Source organism: Burkholderia sp. AU16482, from assembly GCF_002223285.1.
GTDB classification, from domain to species: Bacteria; Pseudomonadota; Gammaproteobacteria; order Burkholderiales; family Burkholderiaceae; genus Burkholderia; species Burkholderia semiarida.
In genome coordinates this window covers 57487-82291 of the sequence record NZ_NKEY01000009.1, presented here as the reverse complement: position 1 = coordinate 82291, position 24805 = coordinate 57487, and the positions used below count along the sequence as shown (strand labels likewise).

The following is a 24805-nucleotide window of genomic DNA, read 5'->3' as shown; positions in this document are numbered from 1 at the left end:
TCGCTCGCCTCAAGCTCGTGCGCGGCTTCGACCAATGCCATCTCGGTATCACGCGGCAACGCGCGGCGGCATCCGGCAGGACCATCTGATACGCTGCCGCGAGTATCTTGTTCGGTAGGTCGTCGAGCACATAATGCGCGTCCGTCGCGCCGTTTTCAGCGCACGGAATCAAGCCAACCGGCCTGAATTTGAACCAACCGGCCTTCTCGAAAGCCGGGTTGGTTCATACGACGTCAATTAGTAGCGCCGGAAAGATTGGATTGTCTCAATACCAGCCGGTATCTCGACGCTCGCAGTCTGCGAACGCATTAAATTCGACAAGCGATGGCGCTCCGTGTCGAAGACATCGATATCATTGCCGTCCGCCCGATCGCTGCCAGCCTCGATCGTGCTGCTAAGCGACCTCAATTTTTCGTAACGCTTGTGGTTCTTCTGCTTTGCGTAAAAGCTTTTCCCGGTATGGAGTTGAACCTCGAAATCTTTGCCGTCAGCGGTCCGCAGCCCGACGTTAATTCCGCGATATGTACCGTCATCTTCCACGAAAGCATTGCGAACCCGCATCACCTCAAAGCCGTTCTTAGGGAAGTCCTCGAGTAATCGCTTTGCGGACGCAGTAAACGACTCGGGTTTTAGTTTCACCGTATAGCGAAGCGCGTCGCGCACGTGCTGGGCCGCTTCGTCCAAAGTCAGGCCCCGCTCGCGTCTAATCACGTCGATTTTGCGCGCGATGGATGCCTCCTTCTTCAGCAATGACGCACGCCATTTTTCCCCCTCGGCCCATTCGCCGCCGACGCCTTTTATCAATTTCTCGACAGTCGGTGTGCACACCTTCTCCAGTTGCAAGGCCGAGCTCGCCAACGCCCCAGCTCTCTGATTCGCCGGCCCCCACGCAACCATTCCACTCAAACGCGGCGCCTTCGGCTTGATATCCTTTGGACGGGCCACCTCTCGAGTCCAGTCATCGATCTCGAGCCATCCTTCCGGCTTTGGCATCGCCTTCGTCTTCTCAAGGGTACCCGCGAGCAACTTCGCTCGGTCCTCGTGCCGGCCTTCCAGCTCAAGCGCATGTGATAACTTGTACTGGTCGTGGTTGGCTTCCTTGAGCTCAAAGCTTTCAGCGGTATGGAATTGAATCTCGACGAGTCGGCGTTCTTCATTACCTTGATCGTTTGGCACGTTCAGTTCGCAGGTGACCGACACTGCGTTGAATGCCTCCGACGGCTTTCTGAAATGGTTGACTACCTTCACGCGCTCCATTCCGCTCTTCGCCAGCTCAGCGATCGCCAGGTCATACGATTTGGCAAACGTAGCCGAATCCAGCACCACGGAATATCGCACGGCGTCGTTCACGCCGGCGCTCGCGTCTGCGAGCGATAGCTTGCGCACTCCGATGAAGCGCCTCAACTTCTCCTGCAGCGAACCTACGGATTTGAGCCGATGGTCCATATTCTTCAAACTGCCGCCCTCGATCTTGCCCACGACATTGGTCACTAAAGGCGTCGCGACTTTCTCGACATGCGCAGCGGTCGCTCGGATGCGCTTTGCTTCCGCCTCGATCTCCGCCTGTGACGCAGTTTGCGCGATGCGCTCACGCGGAGTGAGCGATCGCGCCAACAGACCGAAGCGCTGCTGCTGCTCGATCGAGGTTTCCATGACGGCTGCAGCCATGGAAGGCATCTTACGCAATTGTTCCAACGCGCTATCGGCATCGAAGCGGTCATCTCGCAACAGGCGCGCTGTCTCTTTTCCGTAGGGAACCGTCCTGACACGTTCGTCGTATTGCTTCTCGACACGTTCGAACAACGCCATGACCGACATGAAGGTCTCCGTCCCGGTGTTCGATTTGAGCGCATCAGTACCCACTTTGACTGCCAGCGTCAGCAGATTGCGCGCCGTAAGTTCGACTTCTCCTTTCACATAGCCAGGTTGCCCTTGCGGGAATTTCGATGCCGGCAGGCGACACACGGGATAGTGATCGAGGATTGCGGCGATTCGATCGACGGGCGCTTGTGCCTTGCCGTAGCTCTCCGCCAATTCCGGAAACCGCTTTTGAAGTTCAGCACCGGTCGAAACGGCTGGCGTTGCCTTCTCGCCGTCCAGCGTCCGCCGCCAATCGGCGATGGCCCCGTGCAATAGTTCAGCGACCTCCTTGGCGACAGGATGATGAGCCGCCTCGACGGCCTGCTGCGCCGCCTCGAACTGCTCGTCGAGCATCGCGCGATTCGGGCTGCTGTCCGAAATCAGATCCTGCAACGTATTGCGAAGATCGCGATCGACACCGTCATAGGTACCGAACATCCAGTCCTCCGCCATTTTGTGACGCAATGCCTCAGGTTGCGCCATAAAGCGGACGGCCGCCATGCTGGCCTTGCCTACGAGCGCATCTCCCTGTTGGGCGTCGATGATGTTTCGCGCACGCCCCGCGTGGTAGTGACGATCCGAATCAAAGGCCGTCTGTGCCGTCTTCGGCGGCTTAAACGAGCGATGTACGCCCTTGCGACTTGCGCGATCCGTTACAACTTTCGCGATGTGTTCGGTGAGTTTGGGATAACCGGCAAATACATATGCGTCATCTCCATCGGTGTCCATGTCCCGCTTGCGCAACTCTCTGATCGGCACCGCGCCTAGTTCGCCAGGCAACAGCAGATCCTTCACACGAAGGCTGCCCGTTGTCGTCATCGACGTGGGCGATTGCGCGCGGTTTCGAGATTCCGTCCAAGTAGACAGCGTCTTCATGTCTTCCGTGGAACATGCTAGATCAAGGTGCTGGTACGCCTCTGGCCAGGATCCTTTCGGCGGAATAATCAGCATCCCTTTGCTATGGAGAATGTCTGCATCCGACTGCTTGGCGTCATCGAAGCCCGCATAACTATATTGGATCGCAAAGCAGTCGTTACTCAGGAACTTCGCCGTGACATCGCCAGACCCTATCGTCTTCACACGGTCTTCCTCAATAGGCAACAAGTTTTCCTTGTCGTACGGCGGCTTCCCCAGCAGGACGGCACCGCCCTTTTTGTCGAACGTCTCGCCCTTTTGCCTGGGTAGGTGGAGGTTGTCGTCGGCAGACGGCACCGCCCGGATCTTGCGCCCTTCGTAGCCGCCGTTGACGAGCAATCGATACTGCTCGAGCTTTGTGACGTTGTCCGGATCCAGAGGACCAGGCCGGCGCGCGTCGAGCCCCGGTGCCTTGCCGACAACCGTCGTTGCCTTGACCAGTTCATTCAGCTTTTCCTCGATAAGATCGCTCGCCTCCTTGACCGCTGCTTCGTCGCGAGGGAAATGCTGTAGCGCCTGGGGAGCCATGTAACTGGGCTCTTGCTTGAACGACTCGATTAGCTTGCGCTGTGCTTGGTCGGCGTGACCATCTCGACAAGCGGTCCACGCATTGATGAGCTCAGCCACGACCGGAATCTGCATGGCGGCCTCGTAGCGCAAGAACCCACAGCCGTCGTTCGGACATAGCTTTATTTCCTTGCCGGAGGCGGGATCCACCGGCTTGAACGGATGTTCCGGTCCGGGCACGTCCGGGAACCAGCCAATCCTCACCGTCCCTTCCACGGCGTGGTCGGCGGGCACGATCTCGAGTAGAGAGCGCTGAATTCGCGACCAATCCTCTCGCTGCGGCCCCAGCTTTGAGACCAGCTTCATAAATGGGCTCGTCGGCGCGCTGTCCGAGTACCGAATCGCCGGAAGCCGGCCGTATCCACGCTTTGAACCCGCCAGGATGGCTTGCGGACGCATACTCGGCACCTTCAAATGGCTGCCGCCGAACATATCGAAGCGCCACTGCTCGCCGTTGTGGTTGATCGTGCGCGCCAGCATGAAGGGGCTCAAGGGACCAGGTAGCTTGACTTCTGTCACAGGCTGGCCCGTCAAGCGTGAATAGAAGGAATACTGGGGTCCTCCTTCGGACTCTTCGCTCCGCAACGTCTTGCCGGTCATATCAATGAGCGTGTAGTGCGGCGATCCTTCTCCTGGCCGAACCGGACGCAGCGTGCCTGGCTTCGTCTTCATGCTCGCCTGCAGCTTATCGAGGTCGAGCGGAATGGGTTTGCTCTTTGCCGTCAACAAAGCTTCATCTCTGCGCATACGAACATCCAGCGCATTGAGAATGTCGTCGCCGACTTCGATCTGCGCAATGAGATTCCAACTCATCTCCTGCAGATCGGTGGTGACCGTGTCGCGCGTGCGCTCGAGCAGGCTTTCGACCCAACCTTTTAGCTCCGCACGCTGCTGTGCCACCTCGGTACGTGGCGCGTCTACCCAGCGCGTTTTCCACAAGCTTTGCGTGATCGCAAACGACTTCAGGATGTGCACGAAAGTCAGGGCGGGGCGACGCGTATCGAACTGTTCTGCCGGCTCGCCAGTAGCAGACTGATCCTCTCGACTATTTCCGGGTGTGGAATCTGCCTGATCCAACAACAATTGAATCTTACGATCCGCAATCGGCTTTAGCCGATCCATCAGCTTTAGTGCGGCTTTGCGATGACGCACGAGTTCCGGGCTTCGCTGTACCGGCACGAGGCCCATGCACAGTGTTCCCAGCGACTCCAGGTTTTCGCCGCGCAGGGCGTCCGTGTCGATCAACGCATGGACGCGTCCAAGGGCAGTCGGGACGAGCGGCTTCATCGCCTTCTGCATGTTGGCCGAACCTAGCGCCTTGAAGATAACGCCGAAATGTTTGGCGGAAGCTGTTCCGAGCAGCTCGATCTTGTGCGTGTCGAGATGGGCCGCAAGCATGTGCAGACATGTCTGCGAAAGAGCTTGTAGGTCGTCGGCACTATCGTCCGCCGAATGGAGGCGTGACATCGCATTCGCGAGTTGCGCGAGCGACACCATGTTGAACTCGCTCCATTGCCGCTTGCCCTCGGATAGCGTTTCGGCGATGGCCTGCAAAGCGGTGGTGCATGCCGGCTCACGAGGCCAGCGACTCAACGCGTTGGCGATCGTGGCAAGCGAACGCGCTTCAAATTTCTCCGGATAGGCAAATTCAGCACGGCGCTCGATGAGCGCCTCGGCAAGCGCCCGTCCACCTGCAACACACTGCTCATCGTCAGGCCATTTACTCAGTGCGACGAGCGTGTTCGACAGTCCCTGATCGTTGAACGTCGCGCAAAGACCATCGTCCTCATGGATCCGCTGACCAAGCGCACCGGCGACCTTTAGGGCGGCCGGCTCGGCGGTCCAATGTGACAAGGCGTTAAGCGTGTTGCTGACGTCCTCGCTGTTCATCGCGTTGAGCTTGGACCTGTCTTGATCAAGTTGCCTTGCCAACTCCCGAGCAGCTTCTGCACTACCTGGAAGATCCGGCATCTTGCTGAGCGCGTTCAGCGTCCCACTCATTTGATGAGCAGAAAAGCCTTTGCGTAACTCTGCATCGCCGACGAGGCGTGCGGCTAATGCGGCAGCAAGTTCTGTACAGGAGTCGTACTGCGGGAATTTGCACAGCGCGACGAGCATGCCTGAAATTTCCTGTGCACCGGCAGTAGCGATTGCCTCCTCGTCACTGCGCAAGCGTTGGGCGATCTCGCGGGCCCCGTCGGGGAATTCCAGGACATGTGCAAGCCGCGCCATTGCAGATAGCGCATTGAGGGAATCCAACGGGTGCTTCACCAGGTCGCCTTCTGCACGCAAGCGACGAATCAGAGTAAGTGCCGCATCGCGGCACTGGTCGTCTTCCGGCCAATAACTGAGCGCATTCGCTGTCAAACTGACGTGGCCCCCAGTGAGGCGACGGGCTAACGGACCTTGATCGTTTTCACCCGGCACGAGAACGCCGGCCAGTGCGCGAGCCGCCTGCATACATTCGGGGTGCTTCGCCCACGTCCGCAATGCATTGAGCGTTTGAACCGCCTCCTGCTGGTTGAAAGAGCGTACGACGCTCGGATCGGTCGCGATGCGCGGAATGAGCGTGAGCGCGGCTTCCTTGCAATAGGGCAAATCCGGCCATTTCGACAGCGCGCCTAATACGTTGCTGATCTCCTGTTCATTGAAGCCGACCTGAAGGTCGCGTTCAGAAACGACACGCTCGGCAAGCGTGCTCGCGACCGCCTTGCAGACAGCCTGCTCCGGCCATTTCGATAGGGCGGTCAACGCATTCGCAAGGGACTGCTCTTGCAGCTTTTCCCGCAATGCCGGCTCGTTTTTGAGGCGACCAGTAAGCGCTTGCGCGACTTCGATACAGGGGCGCGCCGAAGGCCATTTGCTGACGATATTAAGTACGCTGGCGACTTCCTGTGCGCTCAGCTGACTGCGCAGCGCGGACTCGTTTTGCAGACGCTCGACAAGAAGCCGTAACCCCGTTTGCGATGGGTCTTTGAGTCCGTCTCGCGCCAGCGACGCGAGCGCGTTGCTAACACCCTGCGGCGACAGATCGGCAAGGATCGTACTGCTGTTGTTCAAGCGTGCGGCGACATTTTCGGTTGCCGCCGCGCACAAAGAATCTCCCGGCCACTTGGCAAGCGCGCCGAGCACGTTGCTTACGCCTTGCGCGTCCAGCGTCGTCGCCAACGTCGGCGTGCTCGCGAGACGCTGAGCAAGATTCGCTGCCGCTTGCGCACATTGGGAGACGTCAGCACTTTGCGAAAATGCATTGAGTGCCATACTGAGGCCCTGTCCTTCCAGTCTGGCGAGGCAGTCCCCGTCTTCCAGCAGAACATTTGCGACATGGGATAGCGCCGCATTACGCGGTTCGCTCGGGAGCTTCGAAAACGCGTTGAGCAGAAGTGCCGTCACCTTTAGATCCCTAAAGTCCGCGTCTCCCCCACGTCCCATCACCTCGCGAGCGATTTTCTCGATTGCACCCAGAGCTGCGGGAAGACGTTCGAACTTGCTCAGCCGGTTCGACAAGTGGGCCAGGTGATAGACGGACCCGCCATTCAACCACTCCGCCTTGACCAAGTAGTGCGCCACATCCTCTATGCGCTGCTCGACCTGCGGGTCTTGCAGAGGCTCGTGCCGGCCGTCCCCCGAGCGCAGCGTGCATTTGTCGAGCGCGTCCACATACCGGCCAAGCAAAAACAGCGACACATCTGTCTTGCCCTCCGGATCCAGAAAGGCGAGCGCCCTCGGATGCCCCTTTTTCCCTGCAAGCACGTTGGCGGTCGCAAGGTCCAGCACGTCCGCGCGTGAATATCTGGCGGTATGTTGCAAATAGAGCTGTTGCCGCTTGCGCTGTTCGAGCAGGACCTTCGCATCGAGGCCACCAACAGGACGGTAGGCGATTGCCTCCCGAGATGGCCCTTTCCTCGCAAAGTCGTAATCAACCGTGCGAACTCCCCGCTGCGACCCGGCGAGGCGCTGAGGCCGCGCTGGCACCGGTTGGGTAGCATGTTCACCAAGCGTACCTGTTCCGGTCCCTGAGAATACAGAGGGCCTGCGGGGCGTACGGGAAAGGTTTATGAAATTGCCCGACTGCCGAATGGAGCCGGAACCTATGGACGCCGTGTTCTCGGATCGGGTATTTGCTCGCGACTGGAAATTCCCCGGCATCCCTGCTGGCCGAAACACGGCTCGCGGTTGCGATGCAACCGAAGACGATGGCGACAAATTTTCCGGCGTGGTATCTGCTTCCCTCGAAATGCTGGGGGAGTTCGAAACCTTTGGTCTCATGGCATTGGCCTCCGTAGGCATCGCGGTCTAAAGACGCTACAGTAATGAGGTCGTGCGCATCGTCAGGTACTCGCGCGAAGAAATGTGCCACCAGGCGCAACGAAGCCGCCGCATCTTGTGCCATGCAGCACGTCTTCCGGAAAGCGAAAACCGGGTCGCGTGGCTCGCGCTGCGGGAGGCGGCTCGCAGTGCGTATGTTGTGGCGTCCAACTCGTCACTGTAATGCCGGGGCACTTCGCCGCTTGCCTATCCAGCGGATCTGTAATCCGCTCGGTTCCTGAGAGACGGTTTCATCAAGACGGCTCGACGCGCCGGAGGGTATTCCAGCAGATCAGGCAGCGACCGAGTTTGAGGAACGCGCCGTGAACGTCCGTACGTCGCTCGAAACGAATACGGAGGCGACGGAAGCGATGCAGCCAAGCATGCGTGCGTTCAACGACCCAGCGCTATTTGCCAGGGCCACAGCCATGTCCGGTACTGCGCATGGCGATCACCGGTTCGATACCCTGCTCGCACTGAGTGGATTTCCGGCCTAGGTCTTTTTGCACATTGCCTCCCTTCATCCAAGTGCGACCTTTTTCGTATGCCGACACCAGGATGGAGTTTTCACCCGCCTGCCCGTCGACCAAAAAGTGACCCCACTAACATCACAGGATTGCATTTTCACACTTCATGTTATTTTATTATCATATTTCGTGAACCGCCGACCACGCGCGCGGTCGCCCCCCTATACCAAGGAAGAGACAACAGATGGAGACAATCGCCGTCATCGGCAGCAACATGGTCGACCTCGTGACCTATGTCGCGCGCATGCCCGTTCGGGGCGAAACGCTCGAGGCGCCGAACTTCGAACTCGGCTGCGGCGGCAAGGGCGCGAACCAGGCCGTCGCGGCCGCGCGGCTCGGTGCGCGCGTCGTGATGGTCACGAAGGTCGGCGACGACGTGTTCGCCGACAACACGATCCGCAACTTCGAGCGCGAAGGCATCGACACCACGCACGTGCGCAAGGTCGCCGGCGTGTCGAGCGGCGTCGCACCGATCTTCGTCGAGCCCGATTCGAGCAACAGCATCCTGATCGTCAAGGGCGCGAACCGCCACCTGCGGCCCGCCGACATCGACGCGGCCGCGCCGATGCTCGCCGAATGCGCGCTGATCGTGCTTCAGCTCGAAATCGAGCTCGACACCGTCTATTACGCAATCGAATTCGGCGCGCGGCACGGCATTCCGGTGTTGCTGAACCCCGCGCCCGCCGTGGCCGACCTCGATTTCGAACGCATCCGTTCCGTCGAATTCTTCGTGCCGAACGAAACCGAGCTCGCGATCGTGTCGGGCATGCCGGTCGATTCGCGCGAGCGTGCCACCCGTGCCGCCGAAGCGCTGGTCGCGCGCGGGCTCAAGCACGTGCTCGTCACGCTCGGCAGCAACGGCTCGCTGCTGGTGTCGCGCGACGGCGCGCGGCACGTGCCGGGTGTCCCGGTCGACGCGCGCGACACGACGGGCGCCGGCGACGCGTATATCGGCTGCTTCGCGCGCTGCTATGCCGCGTCGCGCGACGCGCTCGACGCGATGCGCCACGCGTCCGCGTACGCCGCGCATTCGGTCACGGGCCTCGGCACGCAGAAGTCGTACGCCGACGCCGCGACGTTCGAACGCTTCCTCCGCGACGCCGGCCTCTGACCGGCGCCTTCATCGACGAGACATTGGGAAGGAGACACCCATGAGCCGAGCCCGGATCGAACACGCCCCCGACGGCTATTACCTGAACCGCACGCCGCTTTTCGCGTTCACGCTGCTGTGCTGCCTGTTCGCGCTGTGGGGCACCGCCGCGAACCTGAACGACGTGCTGATCGCGCAGTTCAAGAAATCGTTCTTCCTGTCCGATTTCGAATCGGCGTTCGTGCAGTCCGCGTTCTATCTCGGCTACTTCTTCCTCGCGATTCCGGCCGCGACCGTCGTGAAGAAGTTCAGCTACAAGACGACGATCCTCGTCGGCCTGCTGCTCTACACGACCGGCTGCCTGCTGTTCTTCCCTGCCGCGTCGATGGCGAAGTACGGGATGTTCCTCGTCGCGCTGTTCGTGATCGCCGCGGGCCTGTCGTTTCTCGAAACGGCATCGAATTCGTATTCGACGCTGATGGGCCCGCGCGACACCAGCACGCGGCGCCTGAACATCTCGCAGACGTTCTATCCGTTCGGCGCGATGGCCGGCGTCTACATGGGCAGCTTCCTGATCTTCAAGGAAGGCGACGCGTCGCATGCGCAACTCGCGGCGATGTCGGCCGCCGACGCGCACAGGCACCAGCTCGCGATGATCCAGGCCACGCTCGAACCGTACAAGTGGCTGATCGTCGTGCTCGTCGCCGTGTTCATCGTGTTCGCGCTCACGCCGTACCCGGCGTGCAAGGGCCACGGCGCGGGCGCGCTCACGCACCGGATCGACGCGCGCGGCACGCTCGCGCGCCTGTTCGGCAACCGGCGCTTCGTCGCGGGCGTGGTCGCGCAATTCCTGTATGTGGGCGCGCAGGTCGGCGTGTGGAGCTTCACGATCCGGCTCGCGATGCAGATCGGCGGCCTCACCGAGCGCGGCGCATCGCGCTACCTGCTCGCGACATTCTTCGCGTTCTTCGTCGGCAAGCTGGTCGCGACGCTCGTGATGAAACGCGTCGGCCCGGCCAAGGTGCTGATCGTCTACGGCATCCTGTGCATCGCGCTGCTCGCGTACACGATCGGCGTGCACGACATCACCGCCGTGTATGCGGCCGTGTGCGTGAGCATGTTCCTCGGCCCGTGCTGGCCGACGATCTACGGACTGACGATCGACGGCCTCGGCAAGGACACCGAATACGGCGGCTCGATCCTCGTGATGAGCATCGTCGGCGGCGCGGTCGTGCCGCTGATCCAGGGGCTGATCTCCGATCACACCGGCGGCAACATGCAGCTCGCGTTCGTCGTGCCGCTCGCATGCTTCGTCGTGATCGTCTACTACGGCTTCTACTGCCTGCGCCACCTGCCGGCAGCCACGCCCGACGCGGCGGCCGACGGCCATGCGCCCGCGCGCTACGCCGCGACGCGCAACACGTCGGGAGCGTGACCATGCGGGGCGAGATCGAACTGCGGCGCGACGACTTCCGCGAAGCGCCGCGCACGCTGTACCGCACCGACGGCCTCACCGTCACCGCGTTCGCGTACCCGTCCGGCGTCGAGGCGCTGAAGCTCGACAACCGCCGCGGGCACCTCGTCGTGCTGCCGTATCTCGGCCAGATGATCTGGGCCGCCGAATTCGACGGCCGCGACCTGACGATGAAGCACATGTTCCGGCAGCCGAAGCGCGCGACGTCGATCATCGATACCTACGGCTGCTTCATGTTCCACAGCGGGCTGCTGCGCAACGGCTGCCCGGGGCCGGACGACACGCATGCGCTGCACGGCGAGATGCCGTGCGCGCCGATGGACCGCGCGAGCCTCGTTGTCGGCTCGGATGCGCGCGGCGCGACGGTCGAAGTGACCGGCGAATACGAATACGTGCAGGGCTTCGGCAGCCACTACGTCGCGCGTCCGTCGGTGCGGCTGGCCGAGCACGATGCGCGGATGACGATCGCGATGGACGTGACGAACCTCGGCGGCACGCCGATGGACCTGATGTACATGGCCCATCTGAACTACGCGTACGTGCCGGGCGGGCGCTTCGTGCAAGCGTTGCGTCCAGGCGGGCTGCGGCTGCGCGACAGCGTGCCGGCTCACGTGAAGCCGACCGCCGCGTGGCGCGACTACACGGCCACGCTCGCGCGCGATCCGGCGCGGCTCGCGACGCTCGATGCGCCCGCGCTGTACGACCCCGAAATCGTGTTCTTCATGAACGACGTTGAAACGGACGCCGACGGCGTCGCGCATTTCCGGCTCGTGCATCCGGACGGCGGCGCGTTCCACACCTCATACCGCCCCGAGCAATTTCCGCATGCGACGCGCTGGATCCTGCACAACGCGGACCAGCAGGTCGCTGCGTTCGCGCTGCCGTCGACCTGCGAGCCGGAGGGTTACGAAGCCGAACGCCGCAAGGGCCACGTCGCGGCGCTGGCGGCGGGCGCATCGCGCCGCTTCGAAGTGCTGACGGGCTACCTCGGCCCGGCGGAAGCCCGCGATGCGTGATGCGATGAGAGGCGCGACGAGAAGTGCGCTGCATGGCGCGCCGCCCGCCCGCGCCGCATCAGGTCACGAGCGCGATCCCGTGCTCGCGGATCGCCGTTTCGTAGCGACGGCTCAGCTCCCCGTCCGAGATCACGTAGTTGAAATCGGTCAGTTCGGCGAAATAGGCCGCGCGCACTTCGTCGAATTTCGTGTGATCGACCAGCAGGAAGCGGTTCTGCGCGCGCGCCATCACTTTCTTCTTCGCGTCGACTTCGTGGAAGTTGAAGCACGTGACGCCGCAGCGCTCGCTCACGCCGGCCGCCGAAATGAACGCCTTCGACACGCGCACCGAATCGAGGATGCCCGTTTCGGCGACCGATTCGAACACCATGTTCTGGCGGTGATACGCGCCGCCGCACAGGATCACGTTGCAATGCGGCTTCTGCTGCAGCTTCGCGAACACGTTCAGCGAATTGCACACCGCGGTGAATTCGAGGTCGTCCGGAATGAAGTCGACGATGAACGGCGTGGTCGACCCGCAGTCGACGAAGATCGTGTCACCGGTCGTCACGAATTGCGCGGCGAGCTTGCCGATGCGGCGCTTTTCCTCCGTCTGCCGGTTGTTCTCGGCGCTGATCAGGTATTCGCCGATGTCGCTGCGCTGCGCGGCGAAATGGCGCGTCACGTAGCCGCCGATCAGGCTCAAGCCGTGCGGGTTGTCCGCGAGATCGCGACGGATCGTCATTTCGGACACGCCGAACAGTTCGGCGACTTCCCTCAGATGAATCGCGTTCTGCCCTTGCAGCACGTTCATCAAGGTCTTGATCCGTTCGCCCTTCTTTGTTTCCATGCCGGTATCCTGCGTGCCCGCCGCGTGAGTCGTTCGTCGTGCCGGGCGCGCGGGCCCGGCCGGAATGTCGTATTTGTAACAAACCGATGTGAAAACATCAACTTTCCGTGTGCCCTTTCCGCACACGATCCGTGGAGTCCTGACACATGCCGCTTTCCAACGCCCAGCTCGCCCAAACCATCGATCACACGCTGCTCGCGCCCGACGCGAGCGACGCGCAGATCCGCGAACTCTGCCGCCAGGCGGCCGAGCATCGTTTTTACTCGGTCTGCGTGAATTCGGCGAACGTGCCGCTCGCCGCGCGCGAGCTGGCTGAAACCGGCGTGCTCGTCTGCGCCGTGGTCGGCTTTCCGCTCGGCGCCGGGTTGTCCGCCGCGAAGGCATTCGAAGCCACCGCCGCGATCGCGGCGGGCGCCGGCGAGATCGACATGGTGATCAACATCGGCGCGCTGAAAAGCGGCCGCGCCGACGACGTGAAGGCCGACATCGACGCCGTGCATCGCGCGTGCGGCACGGTGCCGCTGAAGGTGATCCTCGAAACGGGGCTGCTGACCGACGACGAGAAGGTGCGCGTGTGCGAGATGTGTCGCGATCTCGGCGTCGCGTTCGTGAAGACGTCGACCGGGTTCGGCCACGGCGGCGCGACGCTCGCCGATGTCGCGCTGATGCGCCGCACCGTCGGGCCGACGCTCGGCGTGAAGGCGTCGGGCGGCGTGCGCGATCGCGCGGCCGCGCTGGCGATGCTCGAAGCCGGCGCGACGCGGCTCGGCACGAGTTCGGGCGTGGCGATCGTGACCGACCAGGGCGACGGCGGGTCGGGGTACTGACGCCCGAACGGCGGGCCTTTGCGCGCGTACGTCATGCGTCGGGCTCGGCCGTCGGAATCCATTGCACAAGCGGCAGCACGCGGCGCGCCGATGGCAAAATACGCGCGCCGTTCGTCTCAAGCCGCGCCGCCTCTTCCGGGCATGCGACAACCCCGGCACAATGCCGCCCATGCGCAACGACAACGCCTTCGTCTACCCGTCCACCGGCATCGCCGGCCGGCTCGCCAACCGGATCGTCGCGAGCCGTCCCTTGCTGCGCGCACGCCGCGCGCTGCTGTCGCGGCTGCCGTTCCTGCAGCTCACGAGCGACGTCGAGCATGTCGTGTATTGCACGTGGGTCGTCGACGTCGCGGCCGTCCAGCATCTCGTGCCGCGCGGCGTCACACTCGCGAGCCGAGGCGGCCGCACGCTGTTCACGACGCTCACCTACCGGCATCGCCACTTCGGCCCGCGTCTCGCCGGCCCGCTGCGCCGCGCGTTTCCGTCGCCGCTGCAAAGCAACTGGCGGCTCTACGTCGACGCGCTGCCGGACGGCGTGCCGGCCGAGCGCACCGTGCTGTTCGTGAAGAACGTGTTCGACCACCCGCTCTATGCGCTCGGCAGCCGGCTGTTCAGCGACGCGCTGCCGTCGCATCTCGCGCGGCCCTTCACGCACGAGGCACGCGACGGACGCTACGACACGCGGCTGGCGGCAAGCGGCGGCAGCGCACCCGACTTCCGCTGCACGGCCGAAGCGTCCCACGACCGGACGCTGCCCGCCGCCTTCGCACCGTTCTTCGACGACTGGCGCGCGGCCGTGGCCGCGCTGTCGCTGCAGCACGCGGCCGTCGCCCACGTCGAGGACTGCGACCGCCTCGCGTATGCGTCGATCGACCTGCCGATCGACGTCGACGCGGTGCGGCCGCTGAAGACGGTCGGCCCCGCCGGCGGCGGCGGCTTCCTCGCCCGCATCGGCGCGACCGGCGAACCGCTGTGCTTCGTCGTGCCCGACGTCGCATTTCGCGTTCTGTCCGAGCGGCTGCTGTAGCGCGACCTGCCGGTACACGACGCGTCATCACGCCGCGCGCGCCATACAATGCACGCGGCCGCCCGAAGGCGGCCGCACGAAACACCATGGGACAACCGGCTTACTTGCCGTAGTCGTACACGCCGCGCCCGGTCTTCCTCCCGAGCCGCCCTGCCGACACCATCTCGCGCAGCAGCGGGCACGCGCGATACTTCGGATCGCCGAAGTCCTTCGCGAACACGTCCATCACCGCGAGGCACACGTCGAGGCCCACGAGGTCGGCCAGCGCGAGCGGCCCGATCGGGTGGTTCGCGCCGAGCTTCATCCCCGCGTCGATCTCCTCGGCCGACGCGATGCCTTCGGCCAGCACGAAGAACGCTTCGTTGATCATCGGCACGAGGATCCGGTTCACGACGAAGCCCGGCGAATTGCGCACGCCGATCGGCGACTTGTCGAAACGCTCGGTCAGCGCGCGCACGGCCGACGCGGTCGTGTCGCTCGTCTGCAGCCCGCGAATGATCTCGACGAGCGGCATCAGCGGCACCGGGTTGAAGAAATGCATGCCGAGGAAACGCGACGGATCGGCGAGCGGCGCCGCGAGCGCGGTGATCGAGATCGACGACGTGTTGGTCGCGATGATCGCGTCCGGGCGCGCGACGGCCTCGATCTGCTTCAGGATGCGGCCCTTCAGCTCGACGTTCTCGGTCGCGGCTTCGATCACGATGTCGACCGCGGCGAGCGTCGCGTAGTCGGTCGACGTCGTGATGCGGGCGAGCGCCGCGTCACGCGTGGCCGCGTCGAGCTTGTCCTTCGACACGAGCCGCTCGAGGCTGCCCTTCAGCGTCGCGAGGCCCTTGTCGAGCGCGGCGTCGCTGACGTCGATCATCACGACGTTCAGTCCTGCAACGGCGGCGGTTTGCGCAATGCCGTTACCCATGGTTCCGGCGCCCACGACGCCGACGGTTTCGATGGCCATGACGATTCCTGTGTATTCGGAGGCTGAGCGGTCGATTATCAGATGTTCTCGAAGATCGCCGCAATCCCCTGGCCGCCGCCGATACACATCGTCACGAGCGCGTAACGCCCGCCGATGCGCTTCAGTTCGTACAGCGCCTTCACCGTGATCAGCGCGCCGGTCGCGCCGATCGGGTGACCGAGCGAGATGCCCGAGCCGTTCGGGTTGACCTTGGCCGGATCGAGGCCGAGTTCCTGCGTGACCGCGCACGCCTGCGCGGCGAACGCCTCGTTCGCTTCGATCACATCGAGATCGGTGATCTTCAGGCCGGCGCGTTCGAGCGCCTTCTGCGTGGCCGGCACCGGGCCGATGCCCATGTACGCCGGATCGACACCCGCGTGCGCATACGCGACGAGACGGGCGAGCGGCTTCACGCCCTGTGCGCGCGCGGCGTCCGCGCTCATCATCAGTACGGCGGCGGCCGCATCGTTGATACCCGACGCGTTGCCGGCCGTCACGGTGCCGTTCTCCTTCGCGAACACCGGCTTGAGCTTCGTGAAATCGTCGGCACTCGCGTCGTGACGCACGTGCTCGTCGGTGTCGAACGCGACCTCGCCCTTCTTCGTGCGGATCGAGATCAGCAGGATCTGGTCCTTGAAGCGCCCTTCGGCGATCGCGCGCGCCGCGCGACGATGCGATTCGAGCGCCAGCGCGTCCTGCGCTTCACGCGAGATGTCGTATTTCCTCGCGACGTTCTCGGCCGTCACGCCCATGTGGATCGTCTGGAACGGATCGTGCAGCGCGCCGAGCATCATGTCGACGAGCTTCGCGTCGCCCATGCGCTGGCCGAAGCGCGCGGCCGGCACGGTGTACGGCGCGCGGCTCATGCTTTCCGAGCCGCCGCCGATCGCGACGTCGGCGTCGCCGAGCATGATCGTCTGCGCGGCCGACACGATCGCCTGCAGGCCGGAGCCGCACAGGCGGTTCACGGTCAGCGCCGGCGTGTGCTGCGCGACGCCGCCGTTGATCGCCGCGACGCGCGCGAGATACATGTCCTTCGGCTCGGTGTTGACGACGTGGCCGAATACGACATGGCCGACCGCATCGCCGGGCACGTTCGCGCGCGACAGCACTTCGGCAACCACCTTCGCGCCGAGGTCGGTCGGCGAGAAATCCTTCAGGCTCCCGCCGAAATCGCCGATCGCGGTACGGACACCGCTCACCACCACGACTTCCTTCGCTGCATTGCTCATCGTCTCACTCCGGTTCGTTCGCGCCCGCGGGCGCGGGGATGCGTTTGCGTTACATGTTCGGGTAATTCGGCCCGCCGCCGCCTTCGGGCGTGACCCACACGATGTTCTGCGTCGGGTCTTTGATGTCGCAAGTCTTGCAGTGCACGCAGTTCTGCGCGTTGATCACGAGCCGATCGCCGCCGTCGTCGTTCTTCACGAACTCGTACACCGCCGCCGGGCAGAAACGCGCCTCCGGCCCTGCGTACGTACGCAGGTTCACGTTCACCGGCACGCTCGCGTCCTTCAGCGTCAGGTGCGCCGGCTGGTTTTCCTCGTGGTTCGTGTTCGAGATGAACACCGACGAAAGGCGATCGAACGTCAGCTTGCCGTCCGGCTTCGGATATTCGATCGGCTCGCACTGCGACGCCAGCTTCAGCATCTCGTGGTCCGCGTGCTGGTGATGCAGCGTCCACGGCACGTTGCCGCCCATCACCTTCTGCTCGATCCCGACCATCAGCGTGCCCAGATACAGGCCCTTGGCCATCCACTGCTTGAAGTTGCGCGCGCGGTACAGCTCCGTGTAAAGCCACGATTGCTTGAACGCGTCCGGGTACGCGTTCAGCTCGTCCGACTGACGCCCGGCCTGCACCGCGTCGAATGCCGCATCGGCCGCCAGCATCCCGGTCTTGATCGCCGCATGGCTGCCCTTGATCCGCGATGCGTTCAAAAAGCCCGCGTCGTCGCCGATCAGCGCGCCGCCCGGGAACACCGTCTTCGGCAGCGACAGCAGGCCGCCGGCCGTGATCGCGCGCGCGCCGTACGACACGCGCTTGCCGCCTTCGAGGAACGCGCGAATCGACGGATGCGTCTTGTAGCGCTGGAATTCCTCGAACGGCGACAGGTACGGGTTCGTGTAGCCGAGGCCCACCACGAAGCCGACCACGACCTGGTTGTTGTCCATGTGATACAGGAACGAGCCGCCGTACGTATCGGACTTTAGCGGCCAGCCGGCCGTGTGGATCACGAGGCCCGGCTTGTGCTTGGCCGGATCGATTTCCCACAGTTCCTTGATGCCGATCCCGTACGCCTGCGGATCCGCGTTCGCGTCGAGCTTGAACTTCGCGATCAACTGGCGGCCGAGGTGGCCGCGACAGCCTTCGGCGAACAGCGTGTACTTCGCGTGCAGCTCCATGCCGAGCTGGAAGTTCTCGGTCGGCTCGCCGTCCTTGCCCACGCCCATGTTGCCGGTGGCGACGCCTTTGACCGAACCGTCGTCGTTGTACAGAATCTCCGCGGCGGGGAAGCCCGGGAAGATTTCCACGCCGAGCGCCTCGGCCTGCTGGCCGAGCCAGCGCGTGACGTTGCCCAGCGAGATCACGTAGTTGCCGTGGTTCTTGAAGTTGTCGGGCAGCGCCCAGTTCGGCGTCGTGACCGCGCTCTTCTCGGACAGGAACAGGAAGCGGTCTTCCGTCACCTCGACGTCGAGCGGCGCGCCGCGTTCCTTCCAGTCGGGAAACAGCTCGGTGATCGCCCGCGGGTCCATCACCGCGCCCGACAGGATGTGCGCGCCGATCTCGGAACCTTTCTCGAGCACGCACACGCCGATCTCGGCGCCTTTCTCGGCGGCCAGCTGCTTGAGCCGGATCGCCGCCGACAGCCCGGCGGGGCCGCCGCCGACGATCACGACGTCGTATTCCATCGATTCGCGCGGGCCGTACTGCGCGAGCAAGTCCTGTGTGGTCAAAATCCTGTCTCCTGCTGCGTCCCGACCGTCAGCGGTCAGAACTGGTCTTCCGTCAACGCGAGCACGCTCTCGTTGCCCTTCGCGCCGACGATCGACGCCTCGAGCGCACCCGCCTGCACGAGCACGTGCTCCGCATAGCATTGCGCGATCGCGATCTTCGCGTCGAAGAACGCCGTGTCGCTCGCACGGTTCGCGTGCGCGGCCAGCAGCGCACGCGCCATCTGCCAGCCGCACAGCACGACGCCCGCGAGCTTCAGATACGGCACGCTGCCCGCGAACACCGCGTTCGGGTCCTGCTTCGCGTTCGCGAGCACGTAGTCGACCACCGTCGACAACGCGCGCGCGCCCTTCTCCAGCTGCGTCTTCATCGACGCGGCCGCCGCGCCGTCGATCTTGCCGAGCGCCGCGACGGTCTCGCCGATCTCCGCGATCAGCGTCTTCGCGACCGCGCCGCCGTCGCGCAGCGTCTTGCGGCCGACGAGGTCGTTCGCCTGGATCGCGGTCGTGCCTTCGTAGATCGCCAGGATCCGCGCATCGCGGTAGTACTGCGCGGCGCCGGTTTCCTCGATGAAGCCCATCCCGCCATGCACCTGCACGCCGAGGCTCGCCACGTCGTTCACCATCTCCGTGCTCCAGCCCTTCACGACCGGCACCAGATATTCGTAGATCGCCTGATGACGCGCGCGCGTCGCGTCGTCCGCATGGCGGTGGGCAATGTCGCTGTGCGCGGCGGCCACATAGGCCAGCGCCCGCGCGCCTTCGGTCAGCGCACGCATCGTGCCCAGCATCCGGCGCACGTCCGGGTGATGGATGATCGTCACCGACTGCTTCGCCGAGCCATCCACCGGGCGGCTCTGCACGCGTTCCTTCGCGAACGCGGCCGCCTTCTGGTACGCGCGATCGGCCACGCCGATCCCCTGCATCCCGACCCCGAAGCGCGCCGCGTTCATCATGATGAACATGTATTCGAGGCCGCGGTTCTCCTCGCCCACCAGATAGCCGATCGCGCCGCCGTGATCGCCGTATTGCAGCACCGCCGTCGGGCTCGCCTTGATCCCGAGCTTGTGCTCGATCGACACGCAGTGCACGTCGTTGCGCGCACCGAGCGAGCCGTCGTCGTTGACCAGGAACTTCGGCACGATGAACAGCGAAATGCCCTTCACGCCTTCCGGCGCATTTGGCGTGCGCGCCAGCACCAGATGGACGATGTTGTCCGCCATGTCGTGCTCGCCCCACGTGATGAAGATCTTCGTGCCGAACACCTTGTACGTGCCGTCGCCCTGCGGCTCCGCGCGCGAGCGCACCAGCGCGAGGTCGGAGCCTGCCTGCGGCTCGGTCAGGTTCATCGTGCCCGTCCATTCGCCGGAGATCAGCTTCGGCACGTAGCGCTGCTTCTGCTCGTCGGTGCCGGCCGTCAGCAGCGCCTCGATCGCGCCGTCGGTGAGCAGCGGGCACAGCGCGAACGACAGGTTCGATGCGTTCAGCATCTCGATGCACGGCGTCGCGATCAGCTTCGGCAGCCCCTGGCCGTCGTATTCGGCCGGATGCTGCAGCCCCTGCCAGCCGCCCTCGACGAACTGGCGGAACGCTTCGCCGAAGCCCGGCGTCGCGGTCACGACGCCGTCCTTCCAGCTGCTCGGATTGCGATCGCCTTCGACGTTCAGCGGCGCCAGCACCTCGCCGCAGAATTTCGCGGACTCGTCGAGCACGGCCTGCGCCGTGTCGTAACCCGCATCCTCGAAACCCGGCAACTGCGCGACGGCGTCGATGCCCGCGAGTTCCTTCAGCACGAACAGCATGTCCTTGACGGGGGCGTTATAGCTCATGGTCGATGTTCCAATCAGGCGGTGAATTGGGGGCGCCACGGGGTCCGATACGGCAGAACCGGCCAGAACCGGGCGACGTGATGGGCCATCCTAACGCCGGGGGTCCGGATTTTCATTGTCATATCCGGCCCACATGGTGACAAAATCGGCCACGCCGCGCACCGGCGGCGACCCTGCCGCCCGGCGGAGAAGTCCGTCGCGCGGGCGTCGGCGCCCGATCCGCCCGTATCGGCGATTGCGGTGAAGCGCACCCAAAAAAACGGCCACGCGCACGCGCGGCCGCCCGGCGCGGCAAAGGGAGCCGGTTATGGGAGTGCCCTCTGAAAAACCGGCGATGAAAACCGCAAAGGTGTCCGGTTATGTGATTCCATCCGCGGCCCCGCGAATCGGTGATACCCGGCGCCGCGCCCGCGTCACGCCCGGCGCCGATACGTCCCCGGCGTACTCCCCGTCCAGTGCCGGAACGCGCGATGAAACGCGCTCGGATCGTCGAAGCCGATATCGGCGCCGATCGCCGCGATCGTGTCGGGCGTGTCGGTCAGCCGCTGGATCGCGATATCGCGCCGCAGCTCGTCCTTCAGTACCTGGAACGTCGTCCCTTCGGCGGCCAGATGACGGCTCAGCGTGCGCACCGAACAATGCAGGTGCTCGGCCGCCTGGTCGATCGCGGGCAGGTCGGGCAGCGCCGCCGACAGGTACTGCCGCACGCGATGGCACACGAGCTGTTCGCTGAACGATTCGAAGATCCAGTCGCCCGGCGCGCGCGCGAGGAACTTGCGCAGGTTGCGCTTGCTCTGGCGGATCGGCGCGTCGAGGTAATCGGCGCTGAAGCGCATCAGCGTACGCGCGCAGTCGAACTGCACGGCGCCGGTGAAGAAGTACAGGTGGTCGACCGCATGGCGCGGCCGCGGGCACGCGAACTCGATCTGCAGCAGCGGAATCTTCTGCCCGATCAGCCAGGAGCACACGCCGTGCACGAGCTTGAGCATCAGCTCCTGGCCGAGCGCGCCGATCGGGCCGATGGCGTCGTTCGGGCGCAGCAGCACTTGCGCCACGAGCTCGTCGCGCTTCGATTCGACGAAGAAGTCGTCGAGCAGGATATGGAAGAATTGCCCGAAACGATGCAGCGCCGTTTCGAGGTTGCGCGCATCGAGCAGGCTCAGGCACAGGTACTTCAGCGTGCCGCCGCGCAGCGGACGCGAGAAGATGCCGGGCATCTCGTCGTCGAGGTCGATCGCGAGCGTGCGGTACAGCGTCGAGAACTGCTCCTCCGTCACGCGCGCATGCGGCTCGCCGAGCAGCTCGATCGGAATGCCGGCGCCGCGCAGGTAGCGCTCGACCACGTCGCGCCGCGCGCCCGCGCTCGCGAGAAAGCCGTTGACGAGCGAGATCGGCACCGTCGCGCTCGGCGACGGCAGCGCACGCCCGGGCCGGGCGGAAAGTGAATCTGAGCCGGTCATCGCGTCCCCGTCGATCGAACCGACCGCATTGTACTTGAGCGGCCCGCGCGCGACCTTCGGGGTTGGACGCGCACCGGGCCGTGCCGGGCCGCCGCGGCCGCGCGGCGCGTGGCCGCCATCAGTCGGTGCGGCCGAGTTCCCGGCGCAGGATCTTGCCGACCGTCGACTTCGGCAGCCGGTCAACGAAGCGCACCAGCTTCGGCACCTTGTACGCGGCCAGGCTCGCGCGGCAGTGCGCGACGAGCTGCGCCTCCGTCACGTCGGCGTCCGGCGCGCACACCACGAACAACTTGACGGCCTCGCCCGTGCGCGGGTCCGGCACGCCGATGCACGCGCATTCGGCGACGCCCGGCAGCGCGGTCGCGACCGCCTCGATCTCGTTCGGATACACGTTGAAGCCCGACACGATGATCATGTCCTTCTTGCGATCGACGATCCGCAGGAAGCCCGCCGCGTCGAACACGCCGACGTCGCCGGTGCGGAAATAGCCGTCCGCGGTGAACGCGGCCGCGTTCGCGTCCGGCTTCCGCCAGTAGCCGCTCATCACCTGCGGCCCCTTCACGCAGATCTCGCCCGCTTCGCCGATCGCCACCTCGCGATCCTGGTCGTCGAGCAGCTTCACGTCGGTCGACGGCAGCGGCACGCCCGTGGTGCCCGTGAAGCGGTCGATCGACTGCGGGTTGAACGACACGACCGGCGACGTTTCCGACAGCCCGTAGCCCTCGCGGATGAAATTGCCCGTCACCGCCTTCCAGCGCGACGAGATCACGTCGATCACCGCCGCGCCGCCGCCGGCCGACAGCTTCAGCCGCGACCAGTCGACCTCCTTCAGGCGCGGATGGCCGGCGAGCCCCGCGTACAGCGTGTTCACGCCGACGAACACCGTCGGCCGCGCGGCCTTCAGCACGTCGATGAACCCGTCCATGTCGCGCGGGTTCGCGACGAGCCAGTTCTGCGCGCCGATCGCGAAGTAGGACAGGAAGTTCACCGTCAGCGCGAAGATGTGATACAGCGGGATCGCCGTGACGACGACTTCCTCGCCCGGCCGGCGCGCATCCGGCACGATCGCCGCGAACTGCGCGATGTTCGCGACGAGGTTGCGATGCGACAGCGCCGCGCCCTTCGACAGGCCGGTCGTGCCGCCCGTGTATTGCAGCAGCAACAGGTCCGCGCCGCTCAACGCAACCGGCTCGCACGCGAGCGATTCCCCGGCGGCGATGGCGTGCGCGAGCGCGGTCGAACCGGGCGGCAGCGTGTCGCACGTGCCGGCCGGCGCATCGACGACGCCGAGGTCCTCCCGGCCCACGCTGAGCACGGTGCGCACGCGCGTGCGGCCGACCACGTCCGCGAACGTGCCCATCGACCCGCCGCAGACGATCGCCACCTCGACCCCGGCGTCGTCGAGCTGATGCTCGAGCTCGCGCGCGGTGTAGTGCGGATTCACGTTGACCTGCACCGCGCCGATCTTCGCGACGGCGACGAACACGACCGGGAACGCGAGCACGTTGGGCAGCATCACGGCCACGCGGTCGCCCTTGCGCACGCCGACAACCTGCTGCAGATATGCGGCCAGCGCGGTCGACAGGTGCTCGACGTCGGCATAGGTGAGCGTGCGGCCGCATGCATGGAACGCCGGACGATCGGCGAAGCGGCGCATCGCGTCGTCCAGCAGCGCGCTTACGGAAGGATGGCGATCGGCGTCGATCTCGGCGGGGATCGAGCCATACGACCCGATCCAGTGTCTCTTCGTCATGTCTCACTCCTCTGGGCGCGGCACGCCAGCGTGCGTACCGCTCTCACGGCGGCCTGCACGCCGAAAGGACGCGGGACGCCGCCTGACCGGCGACTATCGCCCGCGCGATGCGCGTTGCAAATGATCCGCGCGGCCGAAAACATGATCGAAACGGACACGCGAACGTACGCGCCTACGCCACTCACACCGCGAACACCCGTCCGGCCGGCCTGTTCCATCGCTGCATCAGGGTGAACCCTGTGGCGGACGGGACCGTTCCCGAGCAGAATTGCGGGCCGTCAACGATATCGATTCGGACGCAGGATCCCGCCATGCCGCGCAGCGCGCTGTTGAAACCGACCGACGCCCATCCCGCCCGGCTGCCCGACGCCGAGGCCGCCCACGCGTTGCGCGCGCAGCGCTTCACGCCGGCCAAGCTGGCCGTGCTGGTCGACGTGGCCGCGCACGCCGGCCTCGATCCGGCCACGGTGCTCGCCGGCACCGGGCTCACGCCGGCCGACGTCTCGGACCCGTTCACGCTCACGTCGCCGCTGCAGTTCCTGACGGCCGCGCGCAATGCGGTCAACCGGTACGACGGCACCGACCTCGGCGTGCGCGTCGGCCGCCGGCTGCACGCGTCGAGCTACGGGATGTACGGCTACGCGATGCTGTGCTCGGAATCGCTCGCGCGCGCGTTCGATTCGGCCGTCAAGTATCACCGGCTCGCGAACGGCATGCTGCCGATCCGCTGGGTCGAACAGGGCGATACCGCGTCGTGGCTGTTTCCGGCCCGGCACGAGGTCACGCTGCCCGATCTCGACGCGCCGCTGTACCGTTTCCTGATCGACATGCAGTTCGCGCTGCACGTGACGGTCATCAAGGACGTGATGGGCGGATGGTGCGTGCCGGCGCGCGCGCAGTTCGCGCAGCCGCGGCCGCCGCACGCGGCGCTGCTGGCCGATGCGCTCGAATGCCCGATCGCGTTCGACCAGCCGCATCACGTGCTCAGCTATCCGGCGGCATGGCTCGCGCGCGCGCCGCAGCTCGCGAACCCGATCACCGCCGCGCAGATGTCGTCGCACTGCGCCCGGTTGCTCGACGAATTACGCAGCCAGTCCGGCATCACGCGACGCGTATACGAGGAGCTCACCCGCACGCCGGGACAATTCCCGGACATCGACGCGATCGCCGAAATCCTCTGCATGACCTCGCGCACGCTGCGCCGCAAGCTCGAAGCCGAAGGCACGTCGTACAGCGAACTGCTGACGAGCGTGCGCAAGGCGCTCGCGATCGACTACCTCGGCACGACCACGCTCAGCATCGAGGACATCGCGTTGACGCTCGGCTTCAGCGATGCGGTGGGATTCCGCCACGCGTTCAAGCGCTGGACCGGCACGACGCCGACCGACGTGCGGCGCAAGCGCGGCGGGTAACGCC

The 24805-nt window shown here is 64.9% G+C and carries 15 protein-coding genes and 1 pseudogene; 7 read left to right on the top strand and 9 right to left on the bottom strand.

Annotation, left to right across the window (positions count from 1 at the left end):
* Nucleotides 1–237: 237 nt before the first annotated feature.
* On the bottom strand, nt 238–7119 hold the full coding sequence (gene xopAD, locus CFB35_RS30865) for a XopAD/skwp family type III secretion system effector (RefSeq protein ID WP_089466056.1): 6882 nt from the start codon (nt 7117–7119) through the stop codon (nt 238–240).
* Nucleotides 7120–7399: 280 nt separating this feature from the next.
* Between xopAD and CFB35_RS30860 the strand changes: the two genes are divergently transcribed.
* Nucleotides 7400–7642: a hypothetical protein gene (locus CFB35_RS30860; protein ID WP_124659082.1), complete on the top strand. Its 243-nt coding sequence runs from the start codon at nt 7400–7402 to the stop codon at nt 7640–7642.
* 262 nt (nt 7643–7904) lie between these two features.
* Here CFB35_RS30860 and CFB35_RS30855 read toward each other — a convergent pair.
* Nucleotides 7905–8123, bottom strand: a pseudogene (locus CFB35_RS30855) (transposase); the annotation flags it as partial.
* 238 nt (nt 8124–8361) lie between these two features.
* Between CFB35_RS30855 and rbsK the strand changes: the two are divergent.
* The 3 genes from rbsK to CFB35_RS30840 are packed head-to-tail and all read left to right on the top strand — an operon-like array spanning nt 8362 to nt 11757.
* Nucleotides 8362–9288, top strand: a complete 927-nt coding sequence (rbsK, locus tag CFB35_RS30850) for a ribokinase (RefSeq protein ID WP_059578976.1) — start codon at nt 8362–8364, stop codon at nt 9286–9288.
* 40 nt (nt 9289–9328) lie between these two features.
* Nucleotides 9329–10702, top strand: a complete 1374-nt coding sequence (fucP, locus tag CFB35_RS30845) for an L-fucose:H+ symporter permease (protein WP_060010783.1) — start codon at nt 9329–9331, stop codon at nt 10700–10702.
* Nucleotides 10703–10704: 2 nt separating this feature from the next.
* On the top strand, nt 10705–11757 hold the full coding sequence (locus CFB35_RS30840) for an aldose 1-epimerase family protein (RefSeq protein WP_089466055.1): 1053 nt from the start codon (nt 10705–10707) through the stop codon (nt 11755–11757).
* A gap of 58 nt (nt 11758–11815) precedes the next feature.
* Here CFB35_RS30840 and deoR read toward each other — a convergent pair whose 3' ends face one another.
* A complete protein-coding gene (gene deoR / locus CFB35_RS30835) occupies nt 11816–12586 on the bottom strand; it encodes a DNA-binding transcriptional repressor DeoR (RefSeq protein ID WP_059578967.1) in 771 nt (256 codons plus the stop codon).
* Nucleotides 12587–12732: 146 nt separating this feature from the next.
* On the opposite strand from deoR, the gene deoC reads away from it, so the two are divergent.
* Together deoC and CFB35_RS30825 are read left to right on the top strand one after the other, a co-directional pair.
* Nucleotides 12733–13413: a deoxyribose-phosphate aldolase gene (deoC, locus tag CFB35_RS30830; RefSeq protein WP_089466054.1), complete on the top strand. Its 681-nt coding sequence runs from the start codon at nt 12733–12735 to the stop codon at nt 13411–13413.
* 160 nt (nt 13414–13573) lie between these two features.
* Complete coding sequence (locus CFB35_RS30825) at nt 13574–14440, top strand: DUF2071 domain-containing protein (protein WP_089466053.1); 867 nt, start codon at nt 13574–13576, stop codon at nt 14438–14440.
* 100 nt (nt 14441–14540) lie between these two features.
* Here the strand turns inward: CFB35_RS30825 and CFB35_RS30820 are convergent, their stop codons facing one another.
* From CFB35_RS30820 to CFB35_RS30795, 6 genes are all read right to left on the bottom strand, one after another.
* A complete protein-coding gene (locus CFB35_RS30820; RefSeq protein WP_089466052.1) occupies nt 14541–15395 on the bottom strand; it encodes a 3-hydroxybutyryl-CoA dehydrogenase in 855 nt (284 codons plus the stop codon).
* A 38-nt stretch (nt 15396–15433) separates the two neighbouring features.
* A complete protein-coding gene (gene bktB, locus CFB35_RS30815; protein WP_089466051.1) occupies nt 15434–16627 on the bottom strand; it encodes a beta-ketothiolase BktB in 1194 nt (397 codons plus the stop codon).
* 49 nt (nt 16628–16676) lie between these two features.
* Nucleotides 16677–18305: an electron transfer flavoprotein-ubiquinone oxidoreductase gene (locus CFB35_RS30810; RefSeq protein ID WP_373453043.1), complete on the bottom strand. Its 1629-nt coding sequence runs from the start codon at nt 18303–18305 to the stop codon at nt 16677–16679.
* Between the two features lie 80 nt (nt 18306–18385).
* Nucleotides 18386–20176 carry an acyl-CoA dehydrogenase gene (locus CFB35_RS30805; protein ID WP_089466049.1) on the bottom strand — a complete coding sequence of 597 codons (1791 nt, stop codon included), beginning with the start codon at nt 20174–20176 and terminating at the stop codon, nt 18386–18388.
* Nucleotides 20177–20589: 413 nt separating this feature from the next.
* A complete protein-coding gene (locus CFB35_RS30800) occupies nt 20590–21636 on the bottom strand; it encodes an AraC family transcriptional regulator (RefSeq protein ID WP_059578948.1) in 1047 nt (348 codons plus the stop codon).
* 118 nt (nt 21637–21754) lie between these two features.
* Complete coding sequence (locus CFB35_RS30795; RefSeq protein WP_089466048.1) at nt 21755–23389, bottom strand: AMP-binding protein; 1635 nt, start codon at nt 23387–23389, stop codon at nt 21755–21757.
* A 311-nt stretch (nt 23390–23700) separates the two neighbouring features.
* On the opposite strand from CFB35_RS30795, the gene CFB35_RS30790 reads away from it, so the two are divergent.
* Nucleotides 23701–24801, top strand: coding sequence for an AraC family transcriptional regulator (locus CFB35_RS30790; RefSeq protein WP_089466047.1), 1101 nt, complete (start codon nt 23701–23703; stop codon nt 24799–24801).
* The last annotated feature ends 4 nt before the right edge of the window (nt 24802–24805 follow it).

Excerpts from the sequence above, each read along its gene's own strand:
- CFB35_RS30840 (WP_089466055.1), top strand. The coding sequence starts at position 10,705 with ATGCGGGGCGAGATCGAACTGCGGCGCGACGACTTCCGCGAAGCGCCG.
- CFB35_RS30795 (WP_089466048.1), bottom strand. The coding sequence starts at position 23,389 with ATGACGAAGAGACACTGGATCGGGTCGTATGGCTCGATCCCCGCCGAG.
- CFB35_RS30800 (WP_059578948.1), bottom strand. The coding sequence starts at position 21,636 with ATGACCGGCTCAGATTCACTTTCCGCCCGGCCCGGGCGTGCGCTGCCG.
- deoC (WP_089466054.1), top strand. The coding sequence starts at position 12,733 with ATGCCGCTTTCCAACGCCCAGCTCGCCCAAACCATCGATCACACGCTG.
- rbsK (WP_059578976.1), top strand. The coding sequence starts at position 8,362 with ATGGAGACAATCGCCGTCATCGGCAGCAACATGGTCGACCTCGTGACC.
- CFB35_RS30810 (WP_373453043.1), bottom strand. The coding sequence starts at position 18,305 with ATGGAATACGACGTCGTGATCGTCGGCGGCGGCCCCGCCGGGCTGTCG.
- CFB35_RS30825 (WP_089466053.1), top strand. The coding sequence starts at position 13,574 with ATGCCGCCCATGCGCAACGACAACGCCTTCGTCTACCCGTCCACCGGC.
- CFB35_RS30860 (WP_124659082.1), top strand. The coding sequence starts at position 7,400 with ATGAAATTGCCCGACTGCCGAATGGAGCCGGAACCTATGGACGCCGTG.
- deoR (WP_059578967.1), bottom strand. The coding sequence starts at position 12,586 with ATGGAAACAAAGAAGGGCGAACGGATCAAGACCTTGATGAACGTGCTG.
- bktB (WP_089466051.1), bottom strand. The coding sequence starts at position 16,627 with ATGAGCAATGCAGCGAAGGAAGTCGTGGTGGTGAGCGGTGTCCGTACC.
- CFB35_RS30820 (WP_089466052.1), bottom strand. The coding sequence starts at position 15,395 with ATGGCCATCGAAACCGTCGGCGTCGTGGGCGCCGGAACCATGGGTAAC.
- fucP (WP_060010783.1), top strand. The coding sequence starts at position 9,329 with ATGAGCCGAGCCCGGATCGAACACGCCCCCGACGGCTATTACCTGAAC.
- CFB35_RS30790 (WP_089466047.1), top strand. The coding sequence starts at position 23,701 with ATGCCGCGCAGCGCGCTGTTGAAACCGACCGACGCCCATCCCGCCCGG.
- CFB35_RS30805 (WP_089466049.1), bottom strand. The coding sequence starts at position 20,176 with ATGAGCTATAACGCCCCCGTCAAGGACATGCTGTTCGTGCTGAAGGAA.